Genomic DNA, 25,951 nt, shown 5'->3' on the forward strand with positions numbered 1-25,951 from the left:
GCTGCGGCGTTCCCCTGCGAATGGTTCGCCGGGTGTTCATTAGTCTGCAGAATCGAGAGGCCATTCCTGACCCCTGATTTTGTGCAGGCCTTCTTTCTGGTCCGATTCCGCGGCAAGTTTTCTCCTCGGCATTGAAGCAGCCAGTTATTTTTCAGAAAATTTTCAGTGGGTAGTCACTTTTTGTGACTTTTCCGTTAGAATGCGTAATTCTAAATAATAATGATTCTCATATCTAATACGGAAAAAGCCAAGTGTCTGATCAGATTCGTCCCCCCTCTTCCTTGCGGGCCCATATGGCGGGAGGCCTTGCCACAGCGTTTGCGACACCGACCCTGTTCCTGACTTCCTTCTCGGCGATTGCCCAGAAAACAGGGGCTGACAACGTGGCGGAGCTGTCGCCGGTACAGGTGCATGGCGACATGCCGGGTGGGTATGACGTCAAGCAATCAGCCTCGGAAAAATTCACGGCGCCCCTGGTCGACACGCCCAAATCGGTTCAAATCATCCCCAAAGAGCTGATCCAGAATCAGGCTGCGTCTTCATTGACTGATGTATTGCGCAATTCTCCCGGGATTACCTTCGGAGCGGGCGAGGGCGGCAACCCCTTGGGCGATCGTCCTTTCATCCGCGGTTATGACGCGCAGGCCAGCACATATATCGATGGCCTGCGGGACATCGGTTCGACTACGCGCGAGGTGTTCAATCTTGAACAGGTTGAAGTCGTCAAAGGCTCCGACGGCGCCTACGGCGGCCGCGGTGGCGCCGGCGGAAGCATCAACCTGATCAGCAAGACCGCCAAGGCCGCGAATTTCACCAACGCAAGCCTGGGAATCGGCACCGACAATTATTATCGCGGCACCGTGGACAGCAATTGGCTGTTGACCGACACCACGGGCTTTCGCCTGAACGCCATGTATCACGATGCCGATGTGGCGGGCCGCGATACGGTCCATAACAAACGCTGGGGCGCGGCACCCACCATTACGTTCGGGCTGCACACTCCTACCCGCGTTACGCTCAGCTATTACCATCTGCAAACCGACGATGTACCCGATAGCGGTATTCCGTATGCGTATCCCAGCGGCAAGGTTAAGCGCGACGGCAGCTATATGGGCATTTCGGAGACCGGCCCCGCGAATGTCGATCGCAACAATTTTTACGGACTGAGCAGCGATTTCCGCAAAACCACCAGCGATATGGCCACCATCGGGATCGAACACGACTTCACCGACAAGTTGACATTGCGCAACACGACCCGCTATACCTATTCCGATCAGCGATATGTCTGGACGCAGCCCGACGACAGCCAGGGCAATGTCTTGAACGGCAAAGTATGGCGCCGCGCCAATACCCGTGTCAGCGATGTAAACAGCCTGGCCAACCAGACTGAGCTCGTGGGCAAATTCTCCACCGGATCACTCAAGCACAGCTTTAATACCGGTATCGAACTGTCGCAGGAGCGGGGGCGCAAAGATAGCCTTAATATCAATCGCGGCTCAGGAACAAGCTGCAATGCCGGTATCGGCGCCGCCTCGGCCTACAACTGCACCAGTCTGTACAGTCCGAATCCGGACGATCCATGGGTAAACACCTTGAATGGCGGGGCAGCGGGGGCGTATACGAAATCCGAAACCACGACCAAATCCATCTATGCTTTCGATACCATTGAGTTCAACAAACAATGGCAAGCGGGCATCGGCGCGCGGATTGACGATTATTCAACGGAGTTCACCAATACTCCGGCCAATAATTTCGCCGTCATCCGCCGCAACGACACGCTGTTCAACTACCAATTGGGCCTGGTGTACAAGCCGGTCGAGAACGGCAGCATTTACATTTCGTACGCGACTTCCTCGACGCCCGCCAACTCGACCCTGGGCGAGGGCAGCGAATCGCAATCCCTTACCCCTGGCCGTAATGGCGTCGGGCTCAATGCTGCGGATCTTGCGCCTGAAAAGAACAAGACCTACGAAATCGGCACCAAATGGGATGTGCTGAACAAAAGCATGAGCCTGACCGCGGCGATTTTCCGCACAGAGACCGTCAATGCGCGAATCACCATGCCAGACGGCAATTACGCCATGGCGGGTAAAAAACAGGTGGATGGCCTGGAACTGGGTATTTCAGGAGCGATTACCCCCAAATGGAATGTGTTCGGCGGCTATACCTATCTGAACAGCAAGATCAAGGACGATGGCGTCGCCATGGACGAGGGCAATCGCTTTCCGAACACGCCCGAAAACAGCTTCAGCCTGTGGACTACGTACAAAGTCCTGCCAAAACTCACAGTAGGGGCCGGCGCGTACTTTGTGGACAAGCAATATGGCAATGCCGCCAATACGGCGTCCATCCCTGCCTACTGGCGCTTTGATGCCATGGCGGGTTATCAGGTCAACAAGCATGTGAACGTACAGCTGAACGTATTCAACCTGTTCAACAAGACTTACTACGACCAGGCTTATGCCGCGCACTACGCCAGCATTGCTCCCGGGCGATCCGCGATTCTTAATGTGAGCCTGGCTTATTGACGCCGCGATTATCCGGTCTTCCCATGGAAAAAATAAGCATTCAACAATTCAACGCGGCCACCGCCGAAGAGTTTGCCGCCATACTCGATGGCCCGCCGCGGGTAGCGGCCCGCTGGCTGGCCACCGCCGCCGAGCATGGAATCGTCGAGGCCCAGGTTCATTATGGCCAGCGGCTCCTGCAAGGAAAAGGCGTCGAAGCCAACCCTGGGCAGGCGCTGCACTGGTTCAAGGCCGCCGCTCGCCGCAACAATACAATGGCCATGAATCTGGTGGGGCGCTGCTATGAAAATGGCTGGGGAATTGAAGCCGACATGGCCATTGCAACATACTGGTTCCGGCGCTCGGCTGCATATGGACTGGATTGGGGCATGTACAACTATGCCACCTCCCTGACGCTGGGGCGCGGCGTAAAAGCCGATCGGGTGCAAGCCCTGGCCTGGCTGAAAAAGGCCGCCGATTTGGGTCATGTCAAATCGCTGAATATTCTGGGAGGCTTTTACGAAGACGGATGGGAGGCCGATCCCGACGCGGACACTGCGCTTGAATACTACCGCCTGGCCGCCGAAGGCGGCGATTTTCGCGGCCAGTTCAACTATGCGCGCCTGCTGGCCGGGCGCGGCAGAATGCCTGAAGCCCTTGCATGGATGCGGCGTGTTCCGGAAACGGCAACGCCGGCCTTTCTGGAGAAAATGCGGCAATTCCTGGCTACCGCGGCGCAGCACGAATTGCGGAGCCTGGCCGTTTAACGGGATCTTTTGCCTGAACCCGGCAGCTTTATGATCCAGCATGGCTGAATGTGATTAAACGGCGACCCTCTGTATACTAAGAAAATTCGATACACGGTAGCGTGGCCGGGCCAAGTGCTTTGGTAGGGACGGGCTTTGTGCCCGCCCGCCGGAATAGCCGTTTACCGTTTATTGAAAAATGCGTATTGCCACCGAACCATGACACTGTGCCCAATTCTTCCCAACTACAAGCCTGAGCCATGACAATGCCGCCCAAACCCACCCACCTGCGCGTACACCAGTTTGTCGGATTGAGGCCCGGGCCATCGCTTTTGGTGCTGGGCGCCGTGCATGGCAATGAAACCTGTGGCACGCGCGCCATCCAGCGTGTGCTCGATGAGCTGCAAAGCGGCGAATTGGCCATTACGCGCGGCCGCCTCAGCCTGCTGCCCGTCACCAATCCCATGGCGTACCATCGTGGCGCCCGCGAAGGAGAGCGCAACCTCAATCGCAACCTGCGCCGTTGCGCCGATCCGCAAGACTTCGAGGACAGGGTGGCCGATGCCTTGTGCCCCCTGCTGGAAGCACATGAAGTACTGCTGGACCTGCATTCCTTCCATACCGCCGGCCAGCCGTTCGTGATGCTGGGGCCGCGCAACAACCACGGTGCGCTTGAGCCGTTTTCGCTGGCCGAGCCGGAAGAACGCCTGGCTGCCCACCTGGGGCCCAGGCGGGTGCTGGAAGGCTGGATGGAAGCCTACGAGCAGGGGGTGCGGCGGCGCCGTCACGAGCGGCCTGCTTCGTCGCCCGAATTGCTCGATGCGGCATACGGCACAGGCACGGTGGAATATCTGCGTACCCGGGGCGGATATGGCGTTACGCTGGAGTGCGGCCAGCACGACGATCCGCACGCTCCCGCGGTGGCTTATCAGGCGATCCGGCAAACCCTGGCCTTGCTTGAAATGGCACCGCTGCCCTTGGCGCCGCCACGCAAGGATTTCCAGATACTGCACCTGATGGATGTGATCGACCGCGATCATGCCGATGATGAGTTCGCGCGCGCCTGGGCGAGTTTCGATCCGGTCGAGCAAGGTCAGCTCATCGGCCGCCGGCATGCGGGCCAGGAAGTTCGGGCGCCGAGCGACGGTTTTGTGGTTTTCCCCAACCCGGAAGCCTTGCCGGGCAACGAGTGGTTTTATTTTGCCGTCGCGAGCGATCGGGTTTTGCGAACCTAGGCTGCGGAGTGCCCTCAGGGCGCGTCATGAAACAACAGATCAAGGGCATAGCGCCGGCCTGATCGTACGCGGCTGACGCCGTGTTTCAGCGTTACGCGGTAGATGCCGCAGGCTCCCTGAAATGGCCGGTCATGCACCGCAATCACGGCCGCATCGCCCTGGCGCAGGGACAAGACAATAGGGCGCGATTGCATGCGCGGACGCTGTTCGGTCATGACGAGTTCGCCGCCGGTAAAGTCGCGTTTCGGTTCCGATAGCAGGATGACGGCTTGCAAGGGAAACACCAGTGTGCCGTTTGCATTCCGATGCAGTGCTTCGTAATCGCCTTCGCCATGACGCGACAAGGCGGACAAGGAACGGGTTTGTCCCGCCCGACGGCACTGGTCCAGCCATGCCTGCAGATGAGCCGGATAGACTCCGGCATGTCCCATTGCCGTCTTCCAGCGATTGGCAATGGGCGCCAATTGTTCGTAGAGATACTCGCGCAAAGTGCGGACCGGCTCGGGCAGGGCTGGATCGAAGTAGTATTTCTCCTCCAGGCTTAAGCCCTCGGCTGCCGGTCCGGGGCGGGCGCGCAAAGAATGAGCGCGCTCGTACAGGCTGCTCAGGTTCAGGCACTCTTCAGCGGTCAGCAAGCCGGGAATGACGGCGCTGCCCTGCTTGTCCAGTTCGGACGATAGTTGCGCGCAGTGGTACATACAGGCCTAAGCCGCCTTGCGAAAGGTGAGGTTGATGCGTTGGGCGCCCAGTAAAGGATGGTCCGCTTCTTTGAGCGGCATCACGCCGTGGTAGCGCATGCGATCGACTCCGCCCCACACGGCCACGTCGCCGTGAAAGAGCGGCACGCGTGCGGCCCTGTCGCCGCGCTCATGTCCGCCGAAAAGAAAGACAGCGGGAATTCCCAGCGATACCGAAACGATGGGCGCTTCGAGATCTTTTTCATTCTTGTCCTGGTGCAGCGACAGGCGCGTTCCGGGCAGATAGCGATTGATGAGGCATGCATCCGGTTCGAAATCGGCGAATCCCGCTTCCGTCGCGGCAGTGCGCGCCAGGCGCAGGAAAGAGTCGGGCATCGGCGGCCAGGCCTGCCGGGACTCAGGGTCTTGCCGCGTGTAACGATATCCATGCCGGTCGCTGGCCCAGCCCATCGCCCCGCAGTTGGTCAGCGCGACCGACATGAGGTATCCGCCCGGTGTCACCATATGGCGAAATGGCGAGGATTTTTGAATGGTCTCCAGCGCTGACAGCAAATCGGGCGCGCATGGCACGGCGAAGCCGCGCAACACACAGGCCTGCCTGCCCATGCACTCGGTGCCGGAAAGGGTGGAGTCGAATTCGAATAGATCAAGTGTCACGAACGGCCTCACCGCGCGTCATGGAAAATAATGCCGAGTGTATGGCGCCGTCCCGACAGCACCCGGCTTACACCGTGACGCATCGCAAGTCGGCTGATGCCGCGTTTTCCGGGCACCGGCCGGGTGTTGACGGTAAATATTACGGCGTCTCCCTGGTCCAGGGCGACGATATCGGCGCGAGCGGGCCGGCTTGACGATTGGGCGGTCATGACGAATTCGCCGCCCTCGAAGTCTTCGCCCGGTTGCGATAACAGAATCGCCACTTGTATGGGAAACACGTGTTCGCCGTACAAATCCTGATGCAGGCAATTGTAATCGTCCGGGCCGTATTCCAGAAGCAGCGGCGTCGGGCGAGTCTGGCCCGCCTCGTGGCAGCGTCGGATGAAGTCCGTATGCGCATCGGGGAAGCGTACTGCAATGCGCATGGCTTCGTTCCAACGATTGGCGATCGGCACGAGATGCGGGTAGATGGCCGAGCGCAGCCGGGCTATTGGCTCAGGCAGCGGATAACGGAAATACTTGTATTCGCCGCGGCCGAATCCATGGCGGCTCATCACGATGCGGGATCGATACAGGGCGTCGTTCGGATACAGCGCGGCCACCGCCCGGCACTCCGCAGGCGTCAACAACCGGGGCAGCACCGCATTGCCGTATTGATCCAGCGAATGCGCCGCGGCATTCCAGTCGAGAGCATTGATGCGCAGCTTTATGTCATTGGGCTGTGCGGCGGAAAATGCTTCGTCGGCGGCCTGCCCTGCGGGAATCGCTTGCAGTGCCTGCCGTTCAGAAAAGGTTTGGGCCGTTGTGATGTTCAGGATGGAGCTCCGTTGAAATCTGTTCCGAGTGCCATACAGTCTACGGAAATGGCCGGCGGTCGACACCCCGTCTCTTGCTGCCGAATTTTCGCTTTATTATGCTACCGTACGATTTTTCCAGGGCCTTCTCTGGCCGGACTTATTTCCTTCCATGACATGTCTTCTCGCTCCGTAGCCGTAATAGGCGGTGGGCCCGCCGGTTTGATGGCGGCCGAAACACTGGCCCGGGCCGGCGTGCGTGTCGATATCTACGATGCGATGCCTTCAGTGGGCCGCAAGTTCTTGCTCGCCGGCCGCGGCGGTTTGAACCTGACGCATAGCGAATCGGATGCCGCATTCAGATCGAGGTTCGGCGACAGTGCGCCGCACGTGTCGGCATGGCTGGACCAGTTCGACGCCACCGCTTTGCGGCAATGGGCGCATGATCTGGGGATAGAAACCTTTGTCGGATCGTCGGGCCGCGTGTTTCCCAAAGAGATGAAGGCAGCTCCCTTACTGAGGGCTTGGCTGCAGAGGCTGCGCGCCGGCGGTGCAGCGGTGCATGCGCGGCATGTCTGGCGCGGCTGGGCCGATGATGGCGCCCTGATACTGGATACGCCCCAGGGTATCGTGACACGCCGTGCGGAAGCGGTGGTGCTGGCCTTGGGCGGAGCCAGTTGGGCGCGGCTCGGGTCGGACGGAGCCTGGCAGGCGCCGCTGGCGCAGAAAGGGGTTTCCGTGGCGCCCCTGCTGCCTGCCAATGGCGGTTTTGTGGCGGACTGGAGCCCTTATTTTGCCGAACGGTTTGCCGGCCAGCCACTGAAGTCGATTGCCATGGCACCGGGCGGCTTCGGCATGCGCCGCGGCGAGTGCATGGTAACGGCCGATGGCCTGGAAGGCGGGCTGATCTACGCCTGGTCGGCAACATTGCGCGCCACGGTGCTGGCCAAAGAGGCCGCGGTATTGCACATTGACTTGCTGCCGGGGCGCGATCCGGCTCAGGTGCTGGCTGAAGTGGCCCGGCCGCGCGGAGCGAGATCCTGGTCCAGCCATCTTGGCAGCCGCCTGGGCTTGCGCGGCGTCAAGGTCGGTTTGCTGCGTGAATGCCTGCCCAGAACGGCCTTTGATCATCCCGGAACTCTGGCGCAGGCCATCAAGTGTTTGCCGGTGCGGCTGCACGGCATGCGCCCCTTGGACGAGGCGATCAGCACGGCCGGCGGCGTGAAGTTCGATGGAGTGAACCGGGACTCCATGTTGCTGGCTTTACCGGGCGTATTTTGCGCGGGCGAGATGCTCGACTGGGAAGCCCCGACCGGCGGCTATCTGTTGACCGCCTGTTTTGCCAGCGGCCGCGCGGCGGGTCTGGGCGTATTGCGTTGGCTGGGAATCCCGCCGGATCAATGATTGCTTGGTAATTACCGAAGGAATCTGCTCTCCAGGTCGCGCATGTGTGCATCGCCTTGCAGGGCAATGATCTCCTTGACCGAAGGAAGGGTCTTGTCCGCTTCCCGGATGCCGCCATCGCGGCGAATCTGGGCGAATACGGCTCGCATTGCCCCCACTGCGGCACGGATGGCATGATTTCCGTAGATCACGATGCCAACCTTGCCCAGTGCCGCAATATCGGCTTCCGTGAGCTGTGGGTAGGCGGTGGGCACCAGCACCAGGGGAATCTTGCCCGGCCATGCCTGGATGAAAGCCAGTATCTCGTCAGGGGTCTGCTGCTTTGAATGAATCAGGATCGCATCGGCGCCGGCTTCTTCATAGGCAAGGCCACGTTTGAGTGCCTCTTCCTGGCCCAGGCCGGCGATCAGCGCCTCGACTCGCGCTATCACCGCGAAATCCTTGTCTTTGCGTGCAGCGATCGCGCAGGCGATCTTGCCCTGGAATTCGGCGACGCGCACCAGTTCCTGGCGCCCCTCCGCGCGCAGGCTGGTGTCCTTCGGAAAAGTCTTGTCCTCCATGACAATAGCGGAGGCCCCGGCCGCTTCATACTGCGGAACAATGTAGCCGACAGTCACAGCGTTGCCAAAGCCCGTATCGATGTCGGCAATCAGGGGGATCGACACCACGGAGGCTATGGCGCGCATCATCTCCAGATGGGTTGCCATGGAAAGGATGCTGGCATCCGGCAGGGCATAGCTGGCGGAGAGCTCGAAGCCGCTGCCCCAGATACCGTCAAAGCCGGCCTCCTCGGCCAATTTCGCCGCAAGAGGGTTGTGCGCCGACATTGCCGTGAAAAGCCTGCCGTTGGACAAAGCGGCGCGCAGGGCCTGGTTCTTGGTTATTGCGATTTCTCCTGTTTATCGACAGCGTGCCGTGGATTAAAACATGACCCATGCCTAGTGTGCCGTCTGGCTGATTTGAATATACGAACTAGGCAAACAGAGTGCCAGGCATTAGTGGTTAACCCCATTATGAAAATGAATTTTCTTAATTTATCATTCGTGTAAATTAAATTACATAAACCAAAGCAAGGGTTTTCATACGCCATGGCTTCAACCCCCTTGACGATTGCGGATCGCGTTCTAAAGACTTCCGCCACAATGAGCAGCACGCAAAGGCGCATGGCCGATTACGTGCTATCCCATCAGTTCAAGGTCGCCACCATGACGATCGACGAGTTTGCGCGTGCTGTCGAGGTATCGGTGGCCACGGCAAACCGCTTTGCGCGGCATCTGGGCTTGCAGGGCTACCCGCATTTTCGCGCCGAACTGGCACGTGGGTTCCAGGCGGCTTTGGCACCCATCGAAAAGCTGCGCTCCGAACTGGCGCATCCAGCCGGGGTGGCCGAGGTCTTTTTGGCATCGCTGCAGGAAGACATCCATAATTTCCAGGAAACCCAGGCCAAGCTCGACCCCAAGGTCTGCGAGCGCGCTGTCGACCTGATCCTATCGGCCGAACGGATATTCACGGTCGGATTCGGCGGCAGCGGCTTTCTGGCGGCCCTGTTGCAAAGGGGCTTGTGCACGTCTTGCGATTACGTCGAATGCCTGGCTACCGCCGGCGGCGCCTCGCATGCGGCCCGCCGGATGTCCCGGTTGACGTCCAGGGATCTGGTCATTGCGATCACTTTTCCGCGGTACTTGACCGATACCGTGTCCTTGGGGCGTGCCGCGAAGAAAGCGGGCGCCTCGTTACTGCTGTTGACCGACCGGCCGACATCGCCTCTTGCGCCGGATGCTTCTGTCGTGTTGTATGCCGGCAGCGAGCGCCGTTTCAGCGCCACCTCCGAAACGGCGGCGCTGGGTTTGGTGGAAGCCCTGTGCGCCGCCACCGCATACAAGGCGAAAGATACTCTTGAGTCCGCCACCGGTTTGGCGGTGTCGGTCATGCCCTGGCTGGTATTCGAAGGAGATTCAAATGGTTAAGCCCGTACTGGCCATTCACGGCGGTGCCGGCGCCCTGTCGCGCGCGGTCATGTCCAGCGAGGCCGAACGCCAATATCGCGCGGCGCTCGATGGCATTCTGCGTGCGGCCCACGCTGTGCTGGCCAAAGGGGGCGGCGCGCTGGATTGCGTGGCCCAGGCGGTTTGCCTGCTTGAAGATTGCCCTTTGTTCAATGCGGGCAAGGGGGCGGTGTTCACCAGCGCTGGCACGCACGAGCTCGATGCCGCGATTATGGATGGCGCCTCGCTCAACAGCGGTGCGGTTGCCAATGTGGAACACATCAAGCATCCGGTATTGGCCGCACGGGCGGTGCTGGAGCATAGCAACCACGTTTTCTTTGTAAGCCGGGGCGCCGAAGATTTTGCGCTTTCGCAAGGCCTTGAAATGGTCGAGAATCATTATTTTTCCACGCCGCAACGCAGGGAACAGTGGCTGCGCGTCGTAAACGAATTTCCAGGCCAGGCGGTTCTGGACCACGATGCGGCTCGGGTTCAGGCCCAAGCCGAGGCGCCGCTCGATCCCGATCGCAAGTTCGGCACGGTGGGCGCTGTGGCGATTGATGTCCGTGGCAATCTGGCCGCCGCCACCTCGACCGGGGGGGTCACCAACAAGCAGATCGGTCGCGTGGGCGATGCGCCGATTATCGGCGCGGGCTGTTACGCGGCCAATCGCACGGCCGCCGTTTCCACGACCGGCACGGGGGAAATGTTCATCCGTGTCGTTGCGGCCTACGATGTGGCCGCCCTGATGGACTACGCGGGCTTGAGCCTTGAACAGGCGGCCGAGAAGGTCGTGCATGAAAAGCTGGTGGCCATTCAGGGCCAGGGCGGGCTGATCGCCGTGGACGGCAAGGGTAATGTAACGATGCCGTTCAATACCGAGGGAATGTACCGCGGCTATCTGCGACAGGGCGAAGAACCCTTCGTCGCGATTTACAGGTAGCCGTGGCCATGAGCGCCGACGCTGTGCAGGGCACCTTGGTTCAATCCGGTACGGGCGGCGACTTTCCCGATAACCGGGTGTTGCAGGTCAACGATCTGAGCGTGGAGTTCGTCTCGCCTCAACGGACTGTCCAGGCTGTCAACAAGCTGAGCTTTCATGTTGATTTCGGAGAGACGCTGGCTATCGTCGGTGAGTCCGGGTCGGGCAAGTCGGTGACGTCCCTGGCGCTGATGCGCCTGGTCGAGCATGGCGGCGGCAGGATTACAGGCGGCTCTTTATTATTGCGGCGGCGCAATTCGGCTGTGCTCGATCTTGTGTCGGCCAGCCCGGCGATCTTGCGCACCGCTCGCGGCGCGGACATGGCGATGATTTTCCAGGAGCCCATGACCTCTCTTAATCCGGTATTTGCGGTTGGCGAGCAAATTGCCGAATCGATACGTCTGCACCAGGGCATGGATGCGGCGGCAGCCAATGCGGAGGCGCTGCGCATGCTCGAGCGGGTACGGATTCCCGAGGCCCGTTCGGTGCTGGGTCGTTACCCGCATCAGTTGTCGGGAGGAATGCGCCAGCGGGTCATGATCGCCATGGCCCTGGCCTGCAAGCCGGCTTTGTTGATTGCCGACGAGCCCACGACGGCGCTCGACGTGACCATCCAGGCGCAGATATTGCAACTGATACGCGAGCTGCAGCAAGAGATGCGCATGGGAGTGATATTCATCACCCACGACATGGGGGTGGTGGCCGAAGTGGCGCATCGCGTTCTGGTGATGTATCGCGGCGATAAAGTCGAACAGGGCATTTCCGAGACTATTTTTTCCGCGCCGGCGCACCTCTATACCAGGGCGCTGCTGGCGGCAGTGCCGCGCCTGGGCGCCATGAACGGCACCGATTCCCCTGCGCCGTTTCCATTGTTGAATATTGAGTCGCAGGCGGGTCTTGAACCTGAACTCAAACCGGCCGGTGACACAGCCGCGCAGCCTGGTTCGGATCAAAGGCCGGCGGAGCCGACAGGTGCTGTCGACAAGGCCGTTCCGGTTCTGTCGGTGCGCAACCTGGTTACGCGTTTCGACGTGCGTGGCGGCCTGTTCGGCCGCGTGCAGCGCCGGGTGCATGCGGTCGAACAGGTGAGCTTCGATCTGTTCCCGGGCGAAACCCTGGCCTTGGTAGGCGAATCAGGCTGCGGCAAATCAACGACTGGCCGTTCGCTGTTGCGTCTGGTGGAAACCCAGCAGGGCTCGATCACATTCAATGGCCGTCAGATCGACCATCTTGAAGGTTCGGAATTACAAGCCTTGCGGCGCAATATCCAGTTTATTTTCCAGGATCCGTTTGCGTCGCTGGATCCACGCCTTACGGTGGGATTCTCCATTATGGAGCCCTTGCTGATCCATAAGGTTGCCACGCGCGGCCAGGCGCAGGCCACGGTCGAGCGCCTGATGCGCAGGGTCGGTTTGCCGCCCGAGATGGCGCATCGGTACCCGCATGAGTTTTCGGGTGGTCAGCGCCAGCGCATCTGCATCGCCCGGGCATTAGCCTTGAATCCGAAGGTTGTGATTGCCGATGAGTCAGTCTCCGCTCTGGATGTCTCCATACAGGCGCAGATCGTGAATTTGCTGATCGAGCTCCAGAACGAGCTGGGCATTGCGTTCCTGTTTATTTCGCACGATATGGCGGTGGTCGAACGCATCAGCCATCGCGTCGCGGTGATGTACATGGGGCAGATTGTCGAGATAGGGCCGCGTCGGGCCATTTTCGAAAATCCTCAACATGCCTACACGAAAAAACTGATGTCGGCAGTGCCTATTGCCGATCCCGGCCGCCGCCATATGTCGCACACCTTGTTGACCGGAGAGATCCCGAGCCCCATACGCAAGGTGGGCGACGAACCCGTGGTCATGCCGCTGGTGCAGTTCGGGCCAGACCATTTTGTTGCTCGCCACGAAGTGGGCGGGAGTTGTTCATAAAAAGAGGGCCATCCCCTTTTGTCATTTTTTGATAAACGCTCTGGAGGAGTTGTGATGATGAAAAAATTTACACCGACTGGCTTGATCGCCGCGGCGGCGCTGGCATTTGGCGTATTCAACGCCCCTGCCGCGCTGGCATCGAAAGACGTGACCGTAGCGGTGCCGATTGCGGTCGATTCGCTGGATCCCTATAACACGAACAGCACATTGAGCATGGCCGTGGGTAAATCCTATTACGAGGGGCTGTTCGCCTTCGACAAGGATTTGAAAATCGTCAATCTGCTGGCCACCGGCTACGACGTGAGTGCCGATGGGCTGGTCTACACCATCAAGCTGAAGCATGGTGTCAAGTTCCAGGACGGCACCGATTTCAACGCCGAAGCGGTCAAAGTGAATATCGACCGGGTAATGGACAAGGCCAATCACTTGGCTCGCTTCAACCAATTCAACCGCATTAAAAGCGTTGAGGCCGTCGATCCCTACACTGTCAAGTTCACGCTTACCGAACCGTTTTCACCGTTCATCAATTCGCTGGCGCATCCGTCGGCCATGATGATTTCGCCAGCGGCGCTCAAGAAGTACGGCAAGGACATTGCCTTTCATCCGGTGGGCACTGGTCCCTTCGAATTCGTGGACTGGAAGCCGTCCGAATACCTGAAGGTCAAGAAGTTCGCCGGCTATTGGGACAAAAGCTATCCGAAAATCGACAACTTGACGTTCCGCACGGTAACCGACAACAACACGCGCGCCGCTGTCATCCAGACGGGCGAGGCTCAGTTCGTCTACCCGGTGCCTTATGAGCAGGCGATCATCCTGAAGAAAAATCCCAAGTTGACGGTGACGGACAGCCCATCGATCTCGGTGAAATACCTGTCGTTCAATATGCTGCAAAAGCCGTTCGACAACCTCAAGGTGCGCGAGGCGATCAACTACGCCATCAACAAAAATGCCTTGATCAAAGTGGCCTTTGGCGGCTACGGCGGCCCGATGGAAGGCGTCGTTCCTGAAAGCGTGGATTACGGCGTGAAAATGAAACCGTGGCCTTATGACCCGGCCAAGGCTCGCGAGCTGCTGAAAGAGGCGGGTTATCCGAAGGGCTTCACAAGCACCTTGTGGTCGGCCTATAACGATGGCACATCGGTCAAGGTGGTCCAGTTCGTGCAGCAGCAACTGGCGCAAGTCGGCATCAAGGTGTCGCTCCAGGTGCTCGAGTCGGGGCAGCGCGTGCAGCAGGTGCAGTCGGTGCAGAATCCCAAGGATGCCCAGGTACGCATATTGTATGCGGGGTGGTCTTCGTCGACCGGCGAGGCCGATTGGGCGCTGCGGCCTCTGTTCGATTCCAGCGCATGGCCTCCGGTATTGAACAACACGGCCTATTACAAGAATCCCGCCGTCGATGCCGATATCGCCAAAGCACTGGTCATCACCGACCGCAAGCAAAAAGCGGCCATCTACAAGGATGCTCAGGAAAAGATCTGGAAGGACGCGCCCTGGGCCTTCCTGGCCATCCCCAGCAATATATCGGCTCAAAGCAAGAACCTGACCGGGATGTACACCATGCCTGATGGTTCATTCGAGTTCCGCGGTATTGATCTGAAACAATAGTCACTGCGATACGTGTACGGGATTGATTCCCGTACACAGAGACCAAGATGCTTATTTATATAGTCAAACGGACTCTGGGCATGCTGCCAACTTTGTTGTTGGTTGCGCTGGTGGTGTTTTTGTTCGTTCGTATGCTGCCCGGCGATCCGGCCCGACTGGCGGCTGGCCAGGACGCCGATCAGGAAACCGTTAACCTGGTTCGCCAGGAACTGGGGCTGGACAAGCCCTTGCCGGTACAGTTCGTCAGGTATTTCGACAATCTGCTGCACGGCGATCTGGGTACTTCATTGCGTACGAAGCGTCCGGTGGCCACGGTGATTGCCGAACGTTTCATGCCTACCCTGTGGCTGACGATACTCAGCATGGCCTGGTCCGTTATTTTCGGAATGGTGATCGGTATTGTGTCGTCGGTATGGCGCAACCGCTGGCCCGATCGATTGTGCATGACCCTGGCGGTATCGGGTATTTCATTTCCAGCCTTTGCGCTGGGCATGATGCTGATGCAGATATTCTCGGTGCAACTGGGCTGGCTTCCCACGGTAGGCGCTTCCAGTCCTAGCCATTACATTTTGCCGTCGATCACTTTGGGCGCGGCCGTGGCCTCGGTGATGGCGCGGTTTACGCGGGCTTCGTTTATCGAGGTCATGCAGGAAGACTATGTGCGCACCGCCCGAGCAAAGGGCCTGTCCGAAACCCTGGTGGTGATCAAGCACACTTTGCGCAATGCCATGATTCCGGTGGTTACCATGATGGGCCTGCAGTTCGGTTTCCTGCTGGGCGGATCCATAGTCGTGGAGGTGGTGTTCAGTTGGCCAGGCATGGGCAGCCTGCTGATCGACGCGGTAACCATGCGCGACTACCCGGTCATACAAGGGCTGGTGTTGCTGTTTTCCTTTGAATTCATATTGATTAATTTAGTCGTGGATGTGCTGTACGGCGTTATTAATCCGAGCATTCGGTACAAGTGAGGCCAATGATGAGCACGATTGTTCAGAAAGATATTCTGGCCCCGCCGCCGATATCCAATACCGTCAGGACTCCCTGGTCCGAATGCTGGCGGAAATTTCGCAAGCAGAAATTGGCCGTGGCGGCGGGCATGTTCTTGGTGCTGCTGATCCTGGTGGCGATCGTTGCTCCGTGGATCGTTCCCTACGATGCGGAAAACTTTTTCGATTACGATTTTCTTAATGCCGGACCGTCGGCCTTGCATTGGCTGGGGGTGGACTCCCTGGGGCGCGATATTTTCAGCCGCATCCTGATGGGTTCGCGGATTTCGCTTGCGGCCGGCTTTCTTTCGGTCGCGCTGGGCGGCGTCGTCGGCACCTTCCTCGGCCTGATGGCGGGCTACTATGAAGGGTGGTGGGAACGCATCACTATGCGTATTGCGGATGTGCTTCTGGCGTTTCCCGGAATTCTTCTGGCGATCGGCGTGGTGGCGGCCATGGGTTCGAGCATGGCCAATGTGATTGTCGCGGTGGCCGTTTTCAGCGTTCCGGCGTTTGCGCGGCTGGTGCGCGGCAATACCCTGTCGATCAAGCACATGACCTATGTAGAGGCCGTGCGCAGTGTCGGGGCGTCGGACTGGACCATTATTTTCCGTCACATCCTGCCCGGCACGATTTCGCCTATTGTCGTGTATGGAACAATGCGCGTGGGCACGTCGATCATCACGGCGGCCAGCCTGTCGTTCCTGGGACTGGGCGCCCAGCCCCCCACCCCTGAATGGGGCGCCATGCTCAATGAGGCCCGCTCCGATATGGTGCTGGCTCCCCATGTGGCCATTTTCCCGGCGCTCGCCATTTTCTTTACGGTGCTGGCTTTTAATCTCCTGGGCGATGGCCTGCGCGATGCGCTCGACCCCAAGCTCGATACATGAAACTCAGCAGGAAATTCGGTAAAAACATGAAAACAGGTGCGCCCCGCGTCGGGGTATTGCAGGCAGGTCCCTTGAATTTGATTTCGGATGTGGCCGGCGTCACGGTGGGCCATGCGACGCTGGCCGACGCCGCGGTGCAAACCGGGGTAACGGTGATCAGGCCGCACCCCGGCGATATGTTCAGGGACAAGGTTCCCGCCGCCGCGACCGTCTTGAATGGTTTTGCGAAAAGCGTAGGCCTTTTGCAACTGGGCGAACTGGGCGTGCTGGAAACACCGATTGCCTTGACCAATACATTTGGCGTGGCCTCCGTGGCACAGGCCCAGATCCGTCAGGCCATTGCCGCCAATCCCGAAATTGGCCGGGAGCTGCCTACGGTCAACCCCCTGGTATTCGAATGCAACGATGGCTATCTTAACGATATCCAGGCAATGGCCGTGGCCGAACGCGATTACCTGGCTGCCTGCCATTGTGCTCAATCCGGTTTCGAACAAGGAGCGGTGGGTGCCGGGCGCGGGATGTCGTGTTTCCAGCTTAAGGGCGGTATAGGCTCGGCCTCGCGCTTGACCCGTCCGATTAAAGAAATGGATGCCGCCTATACCGTGGGCACGCTGGTGCTCGCCAATTTCGGCAAGCTGCCCATGCTGACCGTGGCAGGGCAGGCGGTCGGCCGGACTTTGCAAGCGGCCGCCGATCAATACGACGATAGCCCTGAAAAAGGGTCAATCATTCTCATCGTGGCTACCGATGCTCCGCTCGATGCGCGGCAGTTGCGCCGCCTGTCCCTGCGTGCCGGGGTGGGCCTGGCCCGGACGGGCTCGGTCTTCGGTCATGGCAGCGGTGATCTGGCCCTGGCTTTTTCCACCTCCTATACCGTTCCCCATACACCCGAACGGGGCATGCCCGGCGTGCCCATGCTGCACGATGTCTTGCTGGATCCCTTGTTCCAGGCCTGTGCGGAAGCCGTGGAACAGGCCATCCTGAATGCCTTATGGAGCGCCGCGTCGGTAACAGGGCGAGACGGCAATAGGCGTTTGGGTATCACTGAATTCATTCCCGATTGGCCGCATTGGCTGGCGCAGACACAGCAGACACAGATACAGGGTCAGACATGAGAATCTTGGTTTCAACGGATATTGAAGGAGTGGCCGGTGTGTTTCATGCCGAGCAAACACGGCCCGGCAATCCCGAATATGAACGGGCGCGCTTGTGGATGACTCAGGAAGCCAACGCGGCAGCCCTGGGAGCCTTCGAAGGCGGGGCAAGCGAGGTGCTGGTCAACGATTCACATGGGAATTTCCGCAACCTGCTGCCCGACCATCTGGATGCGCGGGTACGCTGCATACAGGGCAAGCCGCGTTATCTGGGCATGATGGCGGGCCTTGAGCAGGGCTGCGATGCCGTGTTCATGATCGGCTACCATTCCAGGGCGCAGGGCCGGGGCATCTTGGCCCATACCATCAGCAGCTTTGCGTTTGCCCGCGTCGTCATCAACGATCTCGAATTGGGTGAACCGGGTTTGTACGCGGCCCTGGCCGGCGAATACGGAGTGCCTGTGGCGCTGGGCACGGGCGATAACCGCTTCATCGAAGAAAATACCGATCTGCTTGCGACGGCCTCGTGGTTCCAGACCAAAGAGGCTTTCGGCTTGAACAGTGGGTGCAGCCTGACTCCAGCCGCCGCCCAGGCGGCGATACGCTTGGCGGCCAAACAAGCCATGCCGCGCATCGCAAGCCTCAAGCCGTTCGTGATCGCGCCGCCGATCAATTGTGTGCTGACCGTGACCTCGAGCGGCATGGCCGACCTCTTCTGCCAACTGCCGTCCATCGAACGCGTAAGCGGTGTGGTGGTTCGATTCAATACCGATAAGGTCGAATCGGCCGTTCGCACGCTGAACAGCCTCTCGGCCATGTCGACAATGTTGCGTTAATGGCATGTCCCGGGGGCGCTATGGCCGCGCCAGGTCAACGATGCTTTTGCCGCTATCGACTTCGGCGCGTTTGTCTATTTCGTGCCGAGCTTTTTTCTTGGCGAATGCCGGCACGTTAAGAATGTGCTGACGCGGAATAAAACAGACGCATGGACGGTGGTCGTGGCCCCGCTATTGGTAACAAAGGAAGGGAACGCGGCCCAACTCCCTTTTTCATTTTAGCGGAATCAGTCCCGGTTTATGCAGAATAATTTCCTTAAGTAGGTCGACGACGGGTGCAAGCGTATCTGCCGGGCCTTCGATCAGATGGGCGCTGCATAGCCGGAGCGTGGGCAGGTCGGGTGTGACTTTGATGGGCGCAGGAAGAATGCTTGTCTCGTTCGACAGTGCGAAGCATACCGGCAAGATGCTCCATGCGAGGCTTGCATTGGTGAGCCTTAATACCATCGCAAGACTGTTGCATATGCTGAAGGGTGGAATTGGCTGGTTGCTGGCCTCGAACCATCGCACCATGATCCGATTCAGCGGCGAATTGAAAGGTAGGGTCATCAAGCGCCGGTCGACCAGCTCGGCTGCGGTAATAGGTGCGTCCGATTCGCGCTGATGCGTATTTCCGAACCAGGCGAGCGGGCAATTCGCCAGCGGATGAACCCTTACATGCGGTTCCATGGGCGTCTCTGCCATGAAAGCCATGTCGAGCAATTTCGCATTCAATAATTCGGCAAGGCTTGTACTGTCCCTGATCGTCAATTCGACCCGCAGGTTGGGGTAGATCGTCTCCAGTTTCGACAGCAGTTCCGGCAGGCAGCTAATGGCGAAAGTGTCGGAAGCTCCCAGGCGCAGCAGGCCTTGGAGCGGATCGCGCGTGCGCGTGCGCCGGTCCATCTCGTCCAGCGTTCTCATCAGGCGCTCGACATACTGATAGAAAATGCTGCCTTCCGTCGTCAGCTCGCCTTTTCCGCCCGATCGTCGCAATAAGGGGTATCCAACGATGGACTCAAGTTCGCGGATGCGTAGCGAGATCGTCGGCTGCGTCACATTGAGATGATCGGCCGCGGCCTGAAAGGTGCCGAGATTCACGATACAGCGCAGCGCATCGAGCTGGATGAGGGTATATCGCCGCATAAGAGAATCCTATATTTTCTGGGCAAAACATTTATTTGATTGCCTGATGCTAACCGAATAAGATCAATCAGTTAACTAAAAAGGAGGAGAGCATGCGGGCTCAAACTGCGCAGGCGCTGGCGCCCGCCCCTATCGATGCTGTCCGTCTTGAGCTAGTCAAGAATTCGATCGGTTCGATCGTGGACGAAATGGTGCTGACAGTCGTGCGCATTGCGTACTCGTCCATCATGAAGGACACCATGGACTTGTCCAGCGCCTTCTGTGACTGCAAGGGCCGGCTAATCGCGCAAGGCCTGAGCCTGCCACTGCACCTGGGATCCATCCCCGACGCGATGGACGCGGTGCTTGCCGAATATGGCGCTACGCTCTCGCCCGGCGATATTGTAGTTACCAATGATCCGTATCAGGGCGGCATGCATCTGCCCGACATCTTCATGTTCAAGCCGGTGTTTATCGGCACGCATCTGCTTGGTTACGGCGTGCTGGTCGCGCACCATAACGATATGGGTGGGCGCGTGCCCGGCTCCAGCGCGGCCGATTCCACCGAGATCTTCCAGGAAGGCCTGCAGATTCCGATGCTCAAGCTTTATGACAAGGGCATGGTCAACATGACGCTGCTGAAGATAATCGCTCGTAACGTGCGCGTGCCCGACGTTATCCTGGGCGACTTGCGTGCGCAAGAGGCGGCTTGCCGGATCGCCGAGCGCGGCATGCAGGAACTGGCGCAGCGCTACGGGGTGGAAGAGCTCGAGCGCTGTTTCGACGCATTGCTCGATTATTCGGAACGAGAGTGCCGTCGAACCATTGCGGCGATACCCGACGGTGCCTATTCCTACACCGATTTTCTCGACGATGACGGTATCGATCCGGATCAGCCGGTCCAGGTGACAGTCACGCTGCACATTGCGGGTGATGCGCTGACTGCCGATCTGACCGGCAGTTCGCCACAGGTGCGCGGCGCGATCAATTCGACATTGTCGTTCGCCAAATCGGCGATCTACTTTGCGATCCGTTCGATCATGGATTCTGACGCGCCCAATAATGCAGGTTTCATGCGGCCGATCGCCGTCACGGCGCCCGACGACTGCCTGTTCAATCCGAGACGACCCGGCGCTGTGGCCGCGCGCGGCGTCAGCGGGTTCCGGTTGATCGATGCAACTTTCGGAGCGCTTGCCCAGGCGGTTCCGCTCAAGCCGCGTGCCGCGGGAGAGGGCGGTACCACCAGCTACAGCATTGGCGGTTACGACGCACACGGAAAATTCGTGCTGTTCCGCGAGGCCGTAATGGGCGCCTGGGGCGGCGGCTTTCATCGCGAAGGGGTGGACGGGGTGGCAAACCCGGCCGCCAATATCAGCAATGCGCCCATCGAAATGGTCGAAAACACTGCGCCGATCCGTATCGAGCGCTACGAACTCGTTACCGACAGCGGGGGGCCGGGCACTTGGCGCGGTGGGCTTGCGATCGAACGGCAGTTGCGTTTTCTTGGACAACGGGCGACGTTTCAGCTGCGTTCGGATCGGCGCCGATACCCGCCGTTCGGGCTCGCGGCGGGTCAACCCGGAACATCATCGAACAATTTGCTGGAAGAAGATGGCGCTTGGCGGCAGATTGCCACGAAGTTCACACGTTCGCTCGCGTCTGGCCAGGGCTTTCGCCATCGCACGGCGGGCGGCGGCGGCTATGGCGATCCGCTCGAACGCGACGTTGCCGCCGTCTTGTTCGACGTGCGCAACGGCAAGGTATCCATCGAAGCGGCCAAAAGTGCATATGGTGTTGTCATCCGCGATACACCGTGGCGAGTCGATGAAGCGGCGACCAGTGAGGCGCGGCGCGCTCTGCATGCTGTTCGTGACATGCAAGGCGTTCAACAATGAACCAGGCCCAGCCATTGAGAGTGGGCGCCGATATCGGCGGAACCTTCACCGACTTGGTCTTTGCGTGCCCAGACGGAAGTCTGCACAAGCGTAAGGTGCCGTCGACGCCCGCTGACTATTCAAGAGCGATCATCGATGGAATTTCGGCGTTCTGTACCGAATATCGACTATCGCCTGCGAAAATTGGCGAAGTGGTGCATGCGACCACGGTGGCGACCAACGCCATTCTCGAGCGCAAGGGCGCCCGGACGGCGTTGTTGACCACGGAGGGTTTTCGCGATGTGCTTGAGTTGCGCCGCATCCGCATTCCGATGTCGTACGACCTTGGCTGGCAGAAGCCGCCGCCGCTGGTCGAGCGCGAACTGCGGCTTGGCGTGAGCGAGCGGCTCGATGCCCAGGGCGCCGTTCTGGTTGCGCTCAGCACGGCTGACCTGGCGCCGCTTGTCGCGCAGTTGCGCGCTCATGAAGTCGAAGCCATTGCCGTCTGTTTTCTGCACTCATACCGTAATGCAAATCATGAAAAAGCGGTTGGCAAGTATCTGGGCGAACATCTGCCTGGAGTATACGTTTCGCTGTCACACGAAGTATTGCCGGAGATTCTCGAGTTCGAGCGTACCAGTACGACGGTCGTCAATGCCTATGTGGCGCCGCTGATTGCCCGCTATCTAACGATTCTGCGCAGCCGCCTTGACGATCTGGGCAGCAAGGCGCCAATTCTGGTCATGCAGTCCAACGGCGGGCTGATCAGTGCGACCGTTGCCGGGTCCCGACCTGTCACGATTATCGAGTCGGGGCCCGCGGCGGGTGTTATCGCGGCCGCGCGGCTCGCGATCGACTGCGGCTATCCGGACATTATCACGCTCGATATGGGCGGCACCACGACCAAGGCATCGATCATAGAGCAGGGCGAGATTCTTCGCGCGACGGAGTACGAGGTCGGTTCGGCCGTTTCCGTGAGCAGCCGCCTGATGCGCGGCAACGGTTATACATTGCGTATCCCCGTAATCGATATTTCGGAAGTCGGCGCGGGCGGCGGCAGCATCGCCGCGATCGACGCCGGCGGCTCGCTGCGGGTGGGACCACGCAGCGCGGGCGCGGTGCCGGGGCCGGCATGTTATGGGCAGGGTAATACTTTGCCGACGGTGACTGACGCGAACCTCGTGCTCGGCTATCTGAATAACGATTCGCTGGCTGGAGGATCGCTGAAGATCCAACGCGACCTCGCTGAGCAGGCCGTGCGCACACACATTGCCGAGAAAAGTGGACTATCGCTGCTCGATGCGGCGTACGGCGCCCACCTCATCGCCAATTCAAATATGGTGCGCGCGATCAAATCGGTTTCGGTCGAACGTGGGCGCGACCCCAGGGACTTTGTGCTGATGGTGTTCGGCGGTGCCGGCCCGATCCACGCAGTGGGGGTTGCACGTGAACTTGGCATCAAGCGGGTCATCATACCGCCCGCACCTGGCGTATTCAGCGCGTTCGGGCTGTTGCGCGCCGATGTGGAACAGCATGCGGCGAGAACTGTGCTGACGTCTACCCGTAACGCCGATCTCACGACCATCAATTCCGTTCTTGAAGAAATGCGGGCTGAACTGGTGCGCGTGCTTACTCAGGAAGGCTACGACCAGACGGCTGTGATTACAGCGCCGTTTGCCGATCTGCGTTACCAGGGGCAATCGTCCGAGATAACCCTGCCGCTTGCCGGCCTGCCCTTGACTGAAAAAGAGCTGCGCGCGGTCGAGCAGCGTTTTGAGCTTGAGTTCGAGCGAACTTATGGCCATCGATCTGCGCATAAGCAGTTTGAACTGGTGACCGTGCGATTGATCGCATCGGTGTCGCGGCTTATATCGGATTTTGGAGAATGGGCGGACGAACCAGGGGCCGTCGGCGAGCCGGTGCTGCGCAATGTGTATTTCGGCGCGCAGCACGGGACTGTCCGTACAGCGGTGATTCCTCGTGCGGCACTGGCTGCGCAAGCGCGCCAGGGGCCAGTGATCATCCAGGAATACGATACAAGCGTCATCGTGCCACCCGGCTGCAACGCCGCTCTGGATATGCACAGGAACATTATTGTCGAGGTGCGTGATGAATCAGCCGCTTGAGTCGCCACGCCGGCTGTTGCCTGGCGCAGGCCTGGCCGCCTTGGCGCGTTTCACGGCCGAACTCGATCTCAATGCGCTGCCGGCCGTGGCGATCGATCAGGCCAAGGCTTGCCTGCTTTATGGCCTGGCAGTTGCCATTGCATCCACGAAATCCGACGGTTCTCGAATCGCCGCCGCAGCGGTCGATGGCGAGAGCGAAGGCGATGCCGGCATGCGTTTCAGAGCGACCCGCTTCATTGATGCAAAGCGGATCTCCGCGGGCGATGCGGCATTTTGCAACGCGGCGTTGTTTCACGCGAGGGTGCAGGAAGACGCACATCCGGCCGGCCACGTCGGTGTGGCTGTCATGCCGGCGGCACTTGCTGTTGCGCAACGGCTCGGTGTCCGTGGAGCCGAACTGCTGTGCGCCGTAGTTGCCGGCTATGAAGTTGCGCTGCGAATCGGACGAGACCACGCGGGTGACGCCAGTAGGCGTGGCTTTCGCACTACGCCGCTCTATGGTGTGTTCGGCGCGGCGGCGGCCGCCGCGCGTTTAATGCGGTTGGATCAGGGGCGCACGCACAACGCGCTCGCGTTAGCCGCCAACACCGCCTGCGGTTTGCGCGAGTTCGTCAATGCGGGCACCGAGGAGTACACGCTGCACGCGGGCTTCGCCTCCCGAAACGGTATCAGCGCGGCCTATTGCGCGGCGGCTGGCGCGGCCGCCGCGGCCAGTAGTCTCGATGGCGCCGCAGGTTTCTATCAAAGCTATGGCGGGACGGAAAAACGGTACGACGAGCGTATCGAAGAGGGGCTCGGACGTGAGTTCGAAATGCTGCGCGTTGCTTACAAACCTTATCCGACCTGCCAGTTCCATCGCAGTGTGATCCACGGCGTGCTGACCTTGCGTGCTCGTGCGGCAAATTGGGCACCGCAAGCCATGACGATCCGCATGAACCCATTCGAGGCCGATTTCGTGGGGGTGCGATTCGCTGGGCCGTTTCAAACTTTCTCGCAGACATTCATGAGTGCCCCGTTTTGTGCTGCGCTGGCCTGGACGACAGGCGTCGTTGGATACGAAGGCATGCATGAATTCACCGCCCCTGCGGTTCTGCGTCAAGTGAGCTTGGTTCGGATAGTGTCGGATCCTGCGCGGCCGCCTTATCACCCGGTAATCGTCTTGACTGACCCCGATGGGGCAGCCCAGGATGAGTGGGGACAAACGGAAAATAGCCTGACATTCGATTTGACCTGGGACGCCGCGGGTCGAATGGCTGGCGCCTTGTGCCAGGAGGCCGGTGTTTCCGATGCGGCCCGGGCCGCACTGGTGCTGGCCATCGAAGGTCTGGAGCATGCGCCCAGCATCGATGCGTTGATCGATGCCGTGAACGCGGCGATCGCGGAGCGGCCTTGATGAAACTTGACCGGCATTAGAGGTATTTTCGATTTCGCTTGTCACCCGATTCACTATGTATCGATGACAACCGACTATCCGTGCAATGTCTAAATGATGAATTACAAGACTGGAGACAAGCAAATGCGTAAGTCGATATTGTTGCTATCCGTCGTACTGGCGGTGAACCTGTTTTTACCTGCTGCCGCGCGCGCAGAGAAATTTCCGTCTCATTCGATCAGTCTCATTATTCCGACGCCGCCGGGCGGAGGTACCGATGTGGCGCTGCGGATGGTGGCGCAGATTGCCGGGGGCATTCTGGGGCAGACGATCGTGATCATGAATCGCCCGGGCGCAGGCGGCGAAATCGGGACCTGGTCGGTGGTGCGCGCCACACCGGACGGCTACACGCTTGGTGGAATCTGGAATGCGCCATTGACAATGACGCCTTATACCTTGCCTGCGCCGTATACCCCCAATGATTACGTCGCCATCTCACTAACCGACTCGGCGCCGATCGTATTGTGTGCCAAGGCCGCCTTTCCGGCCGACAGCGGTAAGGCATTTATCGACTATTTGAAGAAGAACCCCGACAAGTTCACCTATGGTACCGATGGGGTCGGCGCGACGATTCAGCTTGCGGCGGAACGCATATTCTTCAAACTTGGCGTGAAGATGCGATCGATTCCGTTCGGCGGGGCAGGCCAAACCTTGCAGAGTTTCCTGGGTGGCCAGATCGATATATATGGCGGTTCGATCACACCGATTCTGCCATATGTCCGCAACAAGACCGCGAAATGCCTGATCGTCACATCGGTCAAACGGGTAGATTCGTTGCCCGAAGCGTCAAGCTTGACCGACCTGGGCATTCCGGGCGAACAAACACTGTTGTGGCATGGAATTATCGGGCCCAAGGGCATTCCCCCCGACCGCCTCGCCATTCTGGAAAGCGCATTTCGTAAAGCCGCTCAGACGAAGCGCTTCGTCGACTTCATGAAAGCGCAAAGCATCGACGTGCAAGGAACTAGCGGGCCGGAAATGCGCAAGGTGATCGATTCCGAATATGCGGCAATGGGGCAAGTCGTGAAGAAGCTCGGGATCGGCAATAAAAAATAATGACTAAGGAGTTCT

Annotated in this window: 21 protein-coding genes; 16 read left to right on the forward strand and 5 right to left on the reverse strand. The window is 59.5% G+C overall.

From position 1 onward, the window contains the following. Positions 1–293: 293 nt before the first annotated feature. The 3 genes from LSG25_RS17905 (at position 294) to LSG25_RS17915 (ending at position 4,488) form a co-directional block, all read left to right on the forward strand. Positions 294–2,528 (forward strand): TonB-dependent siderophore receptor, encoded by a 2,235-nt coding sequence (locus tag LSG25_RS17905; RefSeq protein WP_232744755.1) that lies wholly within the window; start codon positions 294–296, stop codon positions 2,526–2,528. 23 nt (positions 2,529–2,551) lie between these two features. After that, positions 2,552–3,274 (forward strand): tetratricopeptide repeat protein, encoded by a 723-nt coding sequence (locus LSG25_RS17910; protein WP_232742234.1) that lies wholly within the window; start codon positions 2,552–2,554, stop codon positions 3,272–3,274. Positions 3,275–3,513: 239 nt separating this feature from the next. Then, positions 3,514–4,488 carry a succinylglutamate desuccinylase/aspartoacylase family protein gene (locus tag LSG25_RS17915; RefSeq protein ID WP_232742235.1) on the forward strand — a complete coding sequence of 325 codons (975 nt, stop codon included), beginning with the start codon at positions 3,514–3,516 and terminating at the stop codon, positions 4,486–4,488. A 14-nt stretch (positions 4,489–4,502) separates the two neighbouring features. Here LSG25_RS17915 and LSG25_RS17920 read toward each other — a convergent pair whose 3' ends face one another. Genes LSG25_RS17920 through LSG25_RS17930 form a run of 3 tightly spaced genes read right to left on the reverse strand, consistent with a single transcriptional unit; the run spans position 4,503 to position 6,607 of the window. Further along, on the reverse strand, positions 4,503–5,186 hold the full coding sequence (locus tag LSG25_RS17920; protein WP_232742236.1) for a 2OG-Fe(II) oxygenase: 684 nt from the start codon (positions 5,184–5,186) through the stop codon (positions 4,503–4,505). Positions 5,187–5,192: 6 nt separating this feature from the next. Further along, a complete protein-coding gene (alkB, locus tag LSG25_RS17925) occupies positions 5,193–5,843 on the reverse strand; it encodes a DNA oxidative demethylase AlkB (RefSeq protein ID WP_255696601.1) in 651 nt (216 codons plus the stop codon). A gap of 8 nt (positions 5,844–5,851) precedes the next feature. After that, entirely contained in the window at positions 5,852–6,607 is a 756-nt protein-coding gene (locus tag LSG25_RS17930; RefSeq protein WP_370636020.1) for a 2OG-Fe(II) oxygenase, read from the reverse strand. A 207-nt stretch (positions 6,608–6,814) separates the two neighbouring features. Here LSG25_RS17930 and LSG25_RS17935 point away from each other — a divergent pair, with 207 nt between their 5' ends. Then, the gene (locus tag LSG25_RS17935) at positions 6,815–8,041 is read left to right on the forward strand and encodes a TIGR03862 family flavoprotein (RefSeq protein ID WP_232742237.1); all 1,227 of its coding nucleotides are present in this window, start codon (positions 6,815–6,817) and stop codon (positions 8,039–8,041) included. A gap of 11 nt (positions 8,042–8,052) precedes the next feature. On the opposite strand, the gene LSG25_RS17940 is transcribed toward LSG25_RS17935, so the two are convergent. Further along, positions 8,053–8,925 carry a phosphonopyruvate hydrolase gene (locus tag LSG25_RS17940; protein ID WP_232744758.1) on the reverse strand — a complete coding sequence of 291 codons (873 nt, stop codon included), beginning with the start codon at positions 8,923–8,925 and terminating at the stop codon, positions 8,053–8,055. Positions 8,926–9,129: 204 nt separating this feature from the next. Here LSG25_RS17940 and LSG25_RS17945 point away from each other — a divergent pair, with 204 nt between their 5' ends. Genes LSG25_RS17945 through LSG25_RS17980 form a run of 8 tightly spaced genes read left to right on the forward strand, consistent with a single transcriptional unit; the run spans position 9,130 to position 18,344 of the window. Beyond that, positions 9,130–10,008 (forward strand): MurR/RpiR family transcriptional regulator, encoded by an 879-nt coding sequence (locus LSG25_RS17945; RefSeq protein ID WP_232742238.1) that lies wholly within the window; start codon positions 9,130–9,132, stop codon positions 10,006–10,008. Next, positions 10,001–10,969 (forward strand): isoaspartyl peptidase/L-asparaginase family protein, encoded by a 969-nt coding sequence (locus tag LSG25_RS17950; RefSeq protein ID WP_232742239.1) that lies wholly within the window; start codon positions 10,001–10,003, stop codon positions 10,967–10,969. The genes LSG25_RS17945 and LSG25_RS17950 overlap by 8 nt, the downstream gene beginning before the upstream one ends. Before the next feature lie 8 nt (positions 10,970–10,977). Then, on the forward strand, positions 10,978–12,933 hold the full coding sequence (locus LSG25_RS17955; protein WP_232742240.1) for a dipeptide ABC transporter ATP-binding protein: 1,956 nt from the start codon (positions 10,978–10,980) through the stop codon (positions 12,931–12,933). A gap of 54 nt (positions 12,934–12,987) precedes the next feature. After that, entirely contained in the window at positions 12,988–14,538 is a 1,551-nt protein-coding gene (gene gsiB, locus LSG25_RS17960; protein ID WP_232742241.1) for a glutathione ABC transporter substrate-binding protein GsiB, read from the forward strand. Between the two features lie 47 nt (positions 14,539–14,585). Beyond that, positions 14,586–15,506 carry a glutathione ABC transporter permease GsiC gene (gene gsiC / locus LSG25_RS17965; protein ID WP_232742242.1) on the forward strand — a complete coding sequence of 307 codons (921 nt, stop codon included), beginning with the start codon at positions 14,586–14,588 and terminating at the stop codon, positions 15,504–15,506. A 5-nt stretch (positions 15,507–15,511) separates the two neighbouring features. Next, the gene (gene gsiD / locus LSG25_RS17970; protein WP_232742243.1) at positions 15,512–16,414 is read left to right on the forward strand and encodes a glutathione ABC transporter permease GsiD; all 903 of its coding nucleotides are present in this window, start codon (positions 15,512–15,514) and stop codon (positions 16,412–16,414) included. A gap of 26 nt (positions 16,415–16,440) precedes the next feature. Next, on the forward strand, positions 16,441–17,529 hold the full coding sequence (locus LSG25_RS17975) for a P1 family peptidase (protein ID WP_232742244.1): 1,089 nt from the start codon (positions 16,441–16,443) through the stop codon (positions 17,527–17,529). Beyond that, entirely contained in the window at positions 17,526–18,344 is an 819-nt protein-coding gene (locus tag LSG25_RS17980) for a M55 family metallopeptidase (protein WP_232742245.1), read from the forward strand. The genes LSG25_RS17975 and LSG25_RS17980 overlap by 4 nt, the downstream gene beginning before the upstream one ends. A gap of 213 nt (positions 18,345–18,557) precedes the next feature. Here the strand turns inward: LSG25_RS17980 and LSG25_RS17985 are convergent, their stop codons facing one another. Beyond that, the gene (locus LSG25_RS17985) at positions 18,558–19,469 is read right to left on the reverse strand and encodes a LysR family transcriptional regulator (protein WP_232742246.1); all 912 of its coding nucleotides are present in this window, start codon (positions 19,467–19,469) and stop codon (positions 18,558–18,560) included. Between the two features lie 92 nt (positions 19,470–19,561). On the opposite strand from LSG25_RS17985, the gene LSG25_RS17990 reads away from it, so the two are divergent. The 4 genes from LSG25_RS17990 (at position 19,562) to LSG25_RS18005 (ending at position 25,936) form a co-directional block, all read left to right on the forward strand. Next, the gene (locus LSG25_RS17990; RefSeq protein ID WP_232742247.1) at positions 19,562–21,343 is read left to right on the forward strand and encodes a hydantoinase B/oxoprolinase family protein; all 1,782 of its coding nucleotides are present in this window, start codon (positions 19,562–19,564) and stop codon (positions 21,341–21,343) included. Continuing rightward, positions 21,340–23,448, forward strand: coding sequence for a hydantoinase/oxoprolinase family protein (locus LSG25_RS17995; protein WP_232742248.1), 2,109 nt, complete (start codon positions 21,340–21,342; stop codon positions 23,446–23,448). Before LSG25_RS17990 ends, LSG25_RS17995 begins: the two co-directional genes overlap by 4 nt. Continuing rightward, the gene (locus LSG25_RS18000; protein WP_232742249.1) at positions 23,432–24,841 is read left to right on the forward strand and encodes an MmgE/PrpD family protein; all 1,410 of its coding nucleotides are present in this window, start codon (positions 23,432–23,434) and stop codon (positions 24,839–24,841) included. Before LSG25_RS17995 ends, LSG25_RS18000 begins: the two co-directional genes overlap by 17 nt. A gap of 123 nt (positions 24,842–24,964) precedes the next feature. Further along, a complete protein-coding gene (locus tag LSG25_RS18005; RefSeq protein ID WP_232742250.1) occupies positions 24,965–25,936 on the forward strand; it encodes a tripartite tricarboxylate transporter substrate binding protein in 972 nt (323 codons plus the stop codon). Positions 25,937–25,951 lie beyond the last annotated feature (15 nt).

The organism is Paralcaligenes sp. KSB-10 (assembly GCF_021266465.1).
Taxonomy (GTDB): domain Bacteria; phylum Pseudomonadota; class Gammaproteobacteria; order Burkholderiales; family Burkholderiaceae_B.

Excerpts from the sequence above, each read along its gene's own strand:
- LSG25_RS17950 (WP_232742239.1), top strand. The coding sequence starts at position 10,001 with ATGGTTAAGCCCGTACTGGCCATTCACGGCGGTGCCGGCGCCCTGTCG.
- LSG25_RS17915 (WP_232742235.1), top strand. The coding sequence starts at position 3,514 with ATGACAATGCCGCCCAAACCCACCCACCTGCGCGTACACCAGTTTGTC.
- LSG25_RS17995 (WP_232742248.1), top strand. The coding sequence starts at position 21,340 with ATGAACCAGGCCCAGCCATTGAGAGTGGGCGCCGATATCGGCGGAACC.
- LSG25_RS17990 (WP_232742247.1), top strand. The coding sequence starts at position 19,562 with ATGCGGGCTCAAACTGCGCAGGCGCTGGCGCCCGCCCCTATCGATGCT.
- gsiC (WP_232742242.1), top strand. The coding sequence starts at position 14,586 with ATGCTTATTTATATAGTCAAACGGACTCTGGGCATGCTGCCAACTTTG.
- LSG25_RS17920 (WP_232742236.1), bottom strand. The coding sequence starts at position 5,186 with ATGTACCACTGCGCGCAACTATCGTCCGAACTGGACAAGCAGGGCAGC.
- LSG25_RS17975 (WP_232742244.1), top strand. The coding sequence starts at position 16,441 with ATGAAAACAGGTGCGCCCCGCGTCGGGGTATTGCAGGCAGGTCCCTTG.
- gsiB (WP_232742241.1), top strand. The coding sequence starts at position 12,988 with ATGATGAAAAAATTTACACCGACTGGCTTGATCGCCGCGGCGGCGCTG.
- LSG25_RS17985 (WP_232742246.1), bottom strand. The coding sequence starts at position 19,469 with ATGCGGCGATATACCCTCATCCAGCTCGATGCGCTGCGCTGTATCGTG.
- gsiD (WP_232742243.1), top strand. The coding sequence starts at position 15,512 with ATGATGAGCACGATTGTTCAGAAAGATATTCTGGCCCCGCCGCCGATA.
- LSG25_RS18005 (WP_232742250.1), top strand. The coding sequence starts at position 24,965 with ATGCGTAAGTCGATATTGTTGCTATCCGTCGTACTGGCGGTGAACCTG.
- LSG25_RS17910 (WP_232742234.1), top strand. The coding sequence starts at position 2,552 with ATGGAAAAAATAAGCATTCAACAATTCAACGCGGCCACCGCCGAAGAG.
- LSG25_RS18000 (WP_232742249.1), top strand. The coding sequence starts at position 23,432 with ATGAATCAGCCGCTTGAGTCGCCACGCCGGCTGTTGCCTGGCGCAGGC.
- LSG25_RS17935 (WP_232742237.1), top strand. The coding sequence starts at position 6,815 with ATGTCTTCTCGCTCCGTAGCCGTAATAGGCGGTGGGCCCGCCGGTTTG.
- LSG25_RS17980 (WP_232742245.1), top strand. The coding sequence starts at position 17,526 with ATGAGAATCTTGGTTTCAACGGATATTGAAGGAGTGGCCGGTGTGTTT.
- LSG25_RS17955 (WP_232742240.1), top strand. The coding sequence starts at position 10,978 with ATGAGCGCCGACGCTGTGCAGGGCACCTTGGTTCAATCCGGTACGGGC.
- LSG25_RS17945 (WP_232742238.1), top strand. The coding sequence starts at position 9,130 with ATGGCTTCAACCCCCTTGACGATTGCGGATCGCGTTCTAAAGACTTCC.
- LSG25_RS17905 (WP_232744755.1), top strand. The coding sequence starts at position 294 with ATGGCGGGAGGCCTTGCCACAGCGTTTGCGACACCGACCCTGTTCCTG.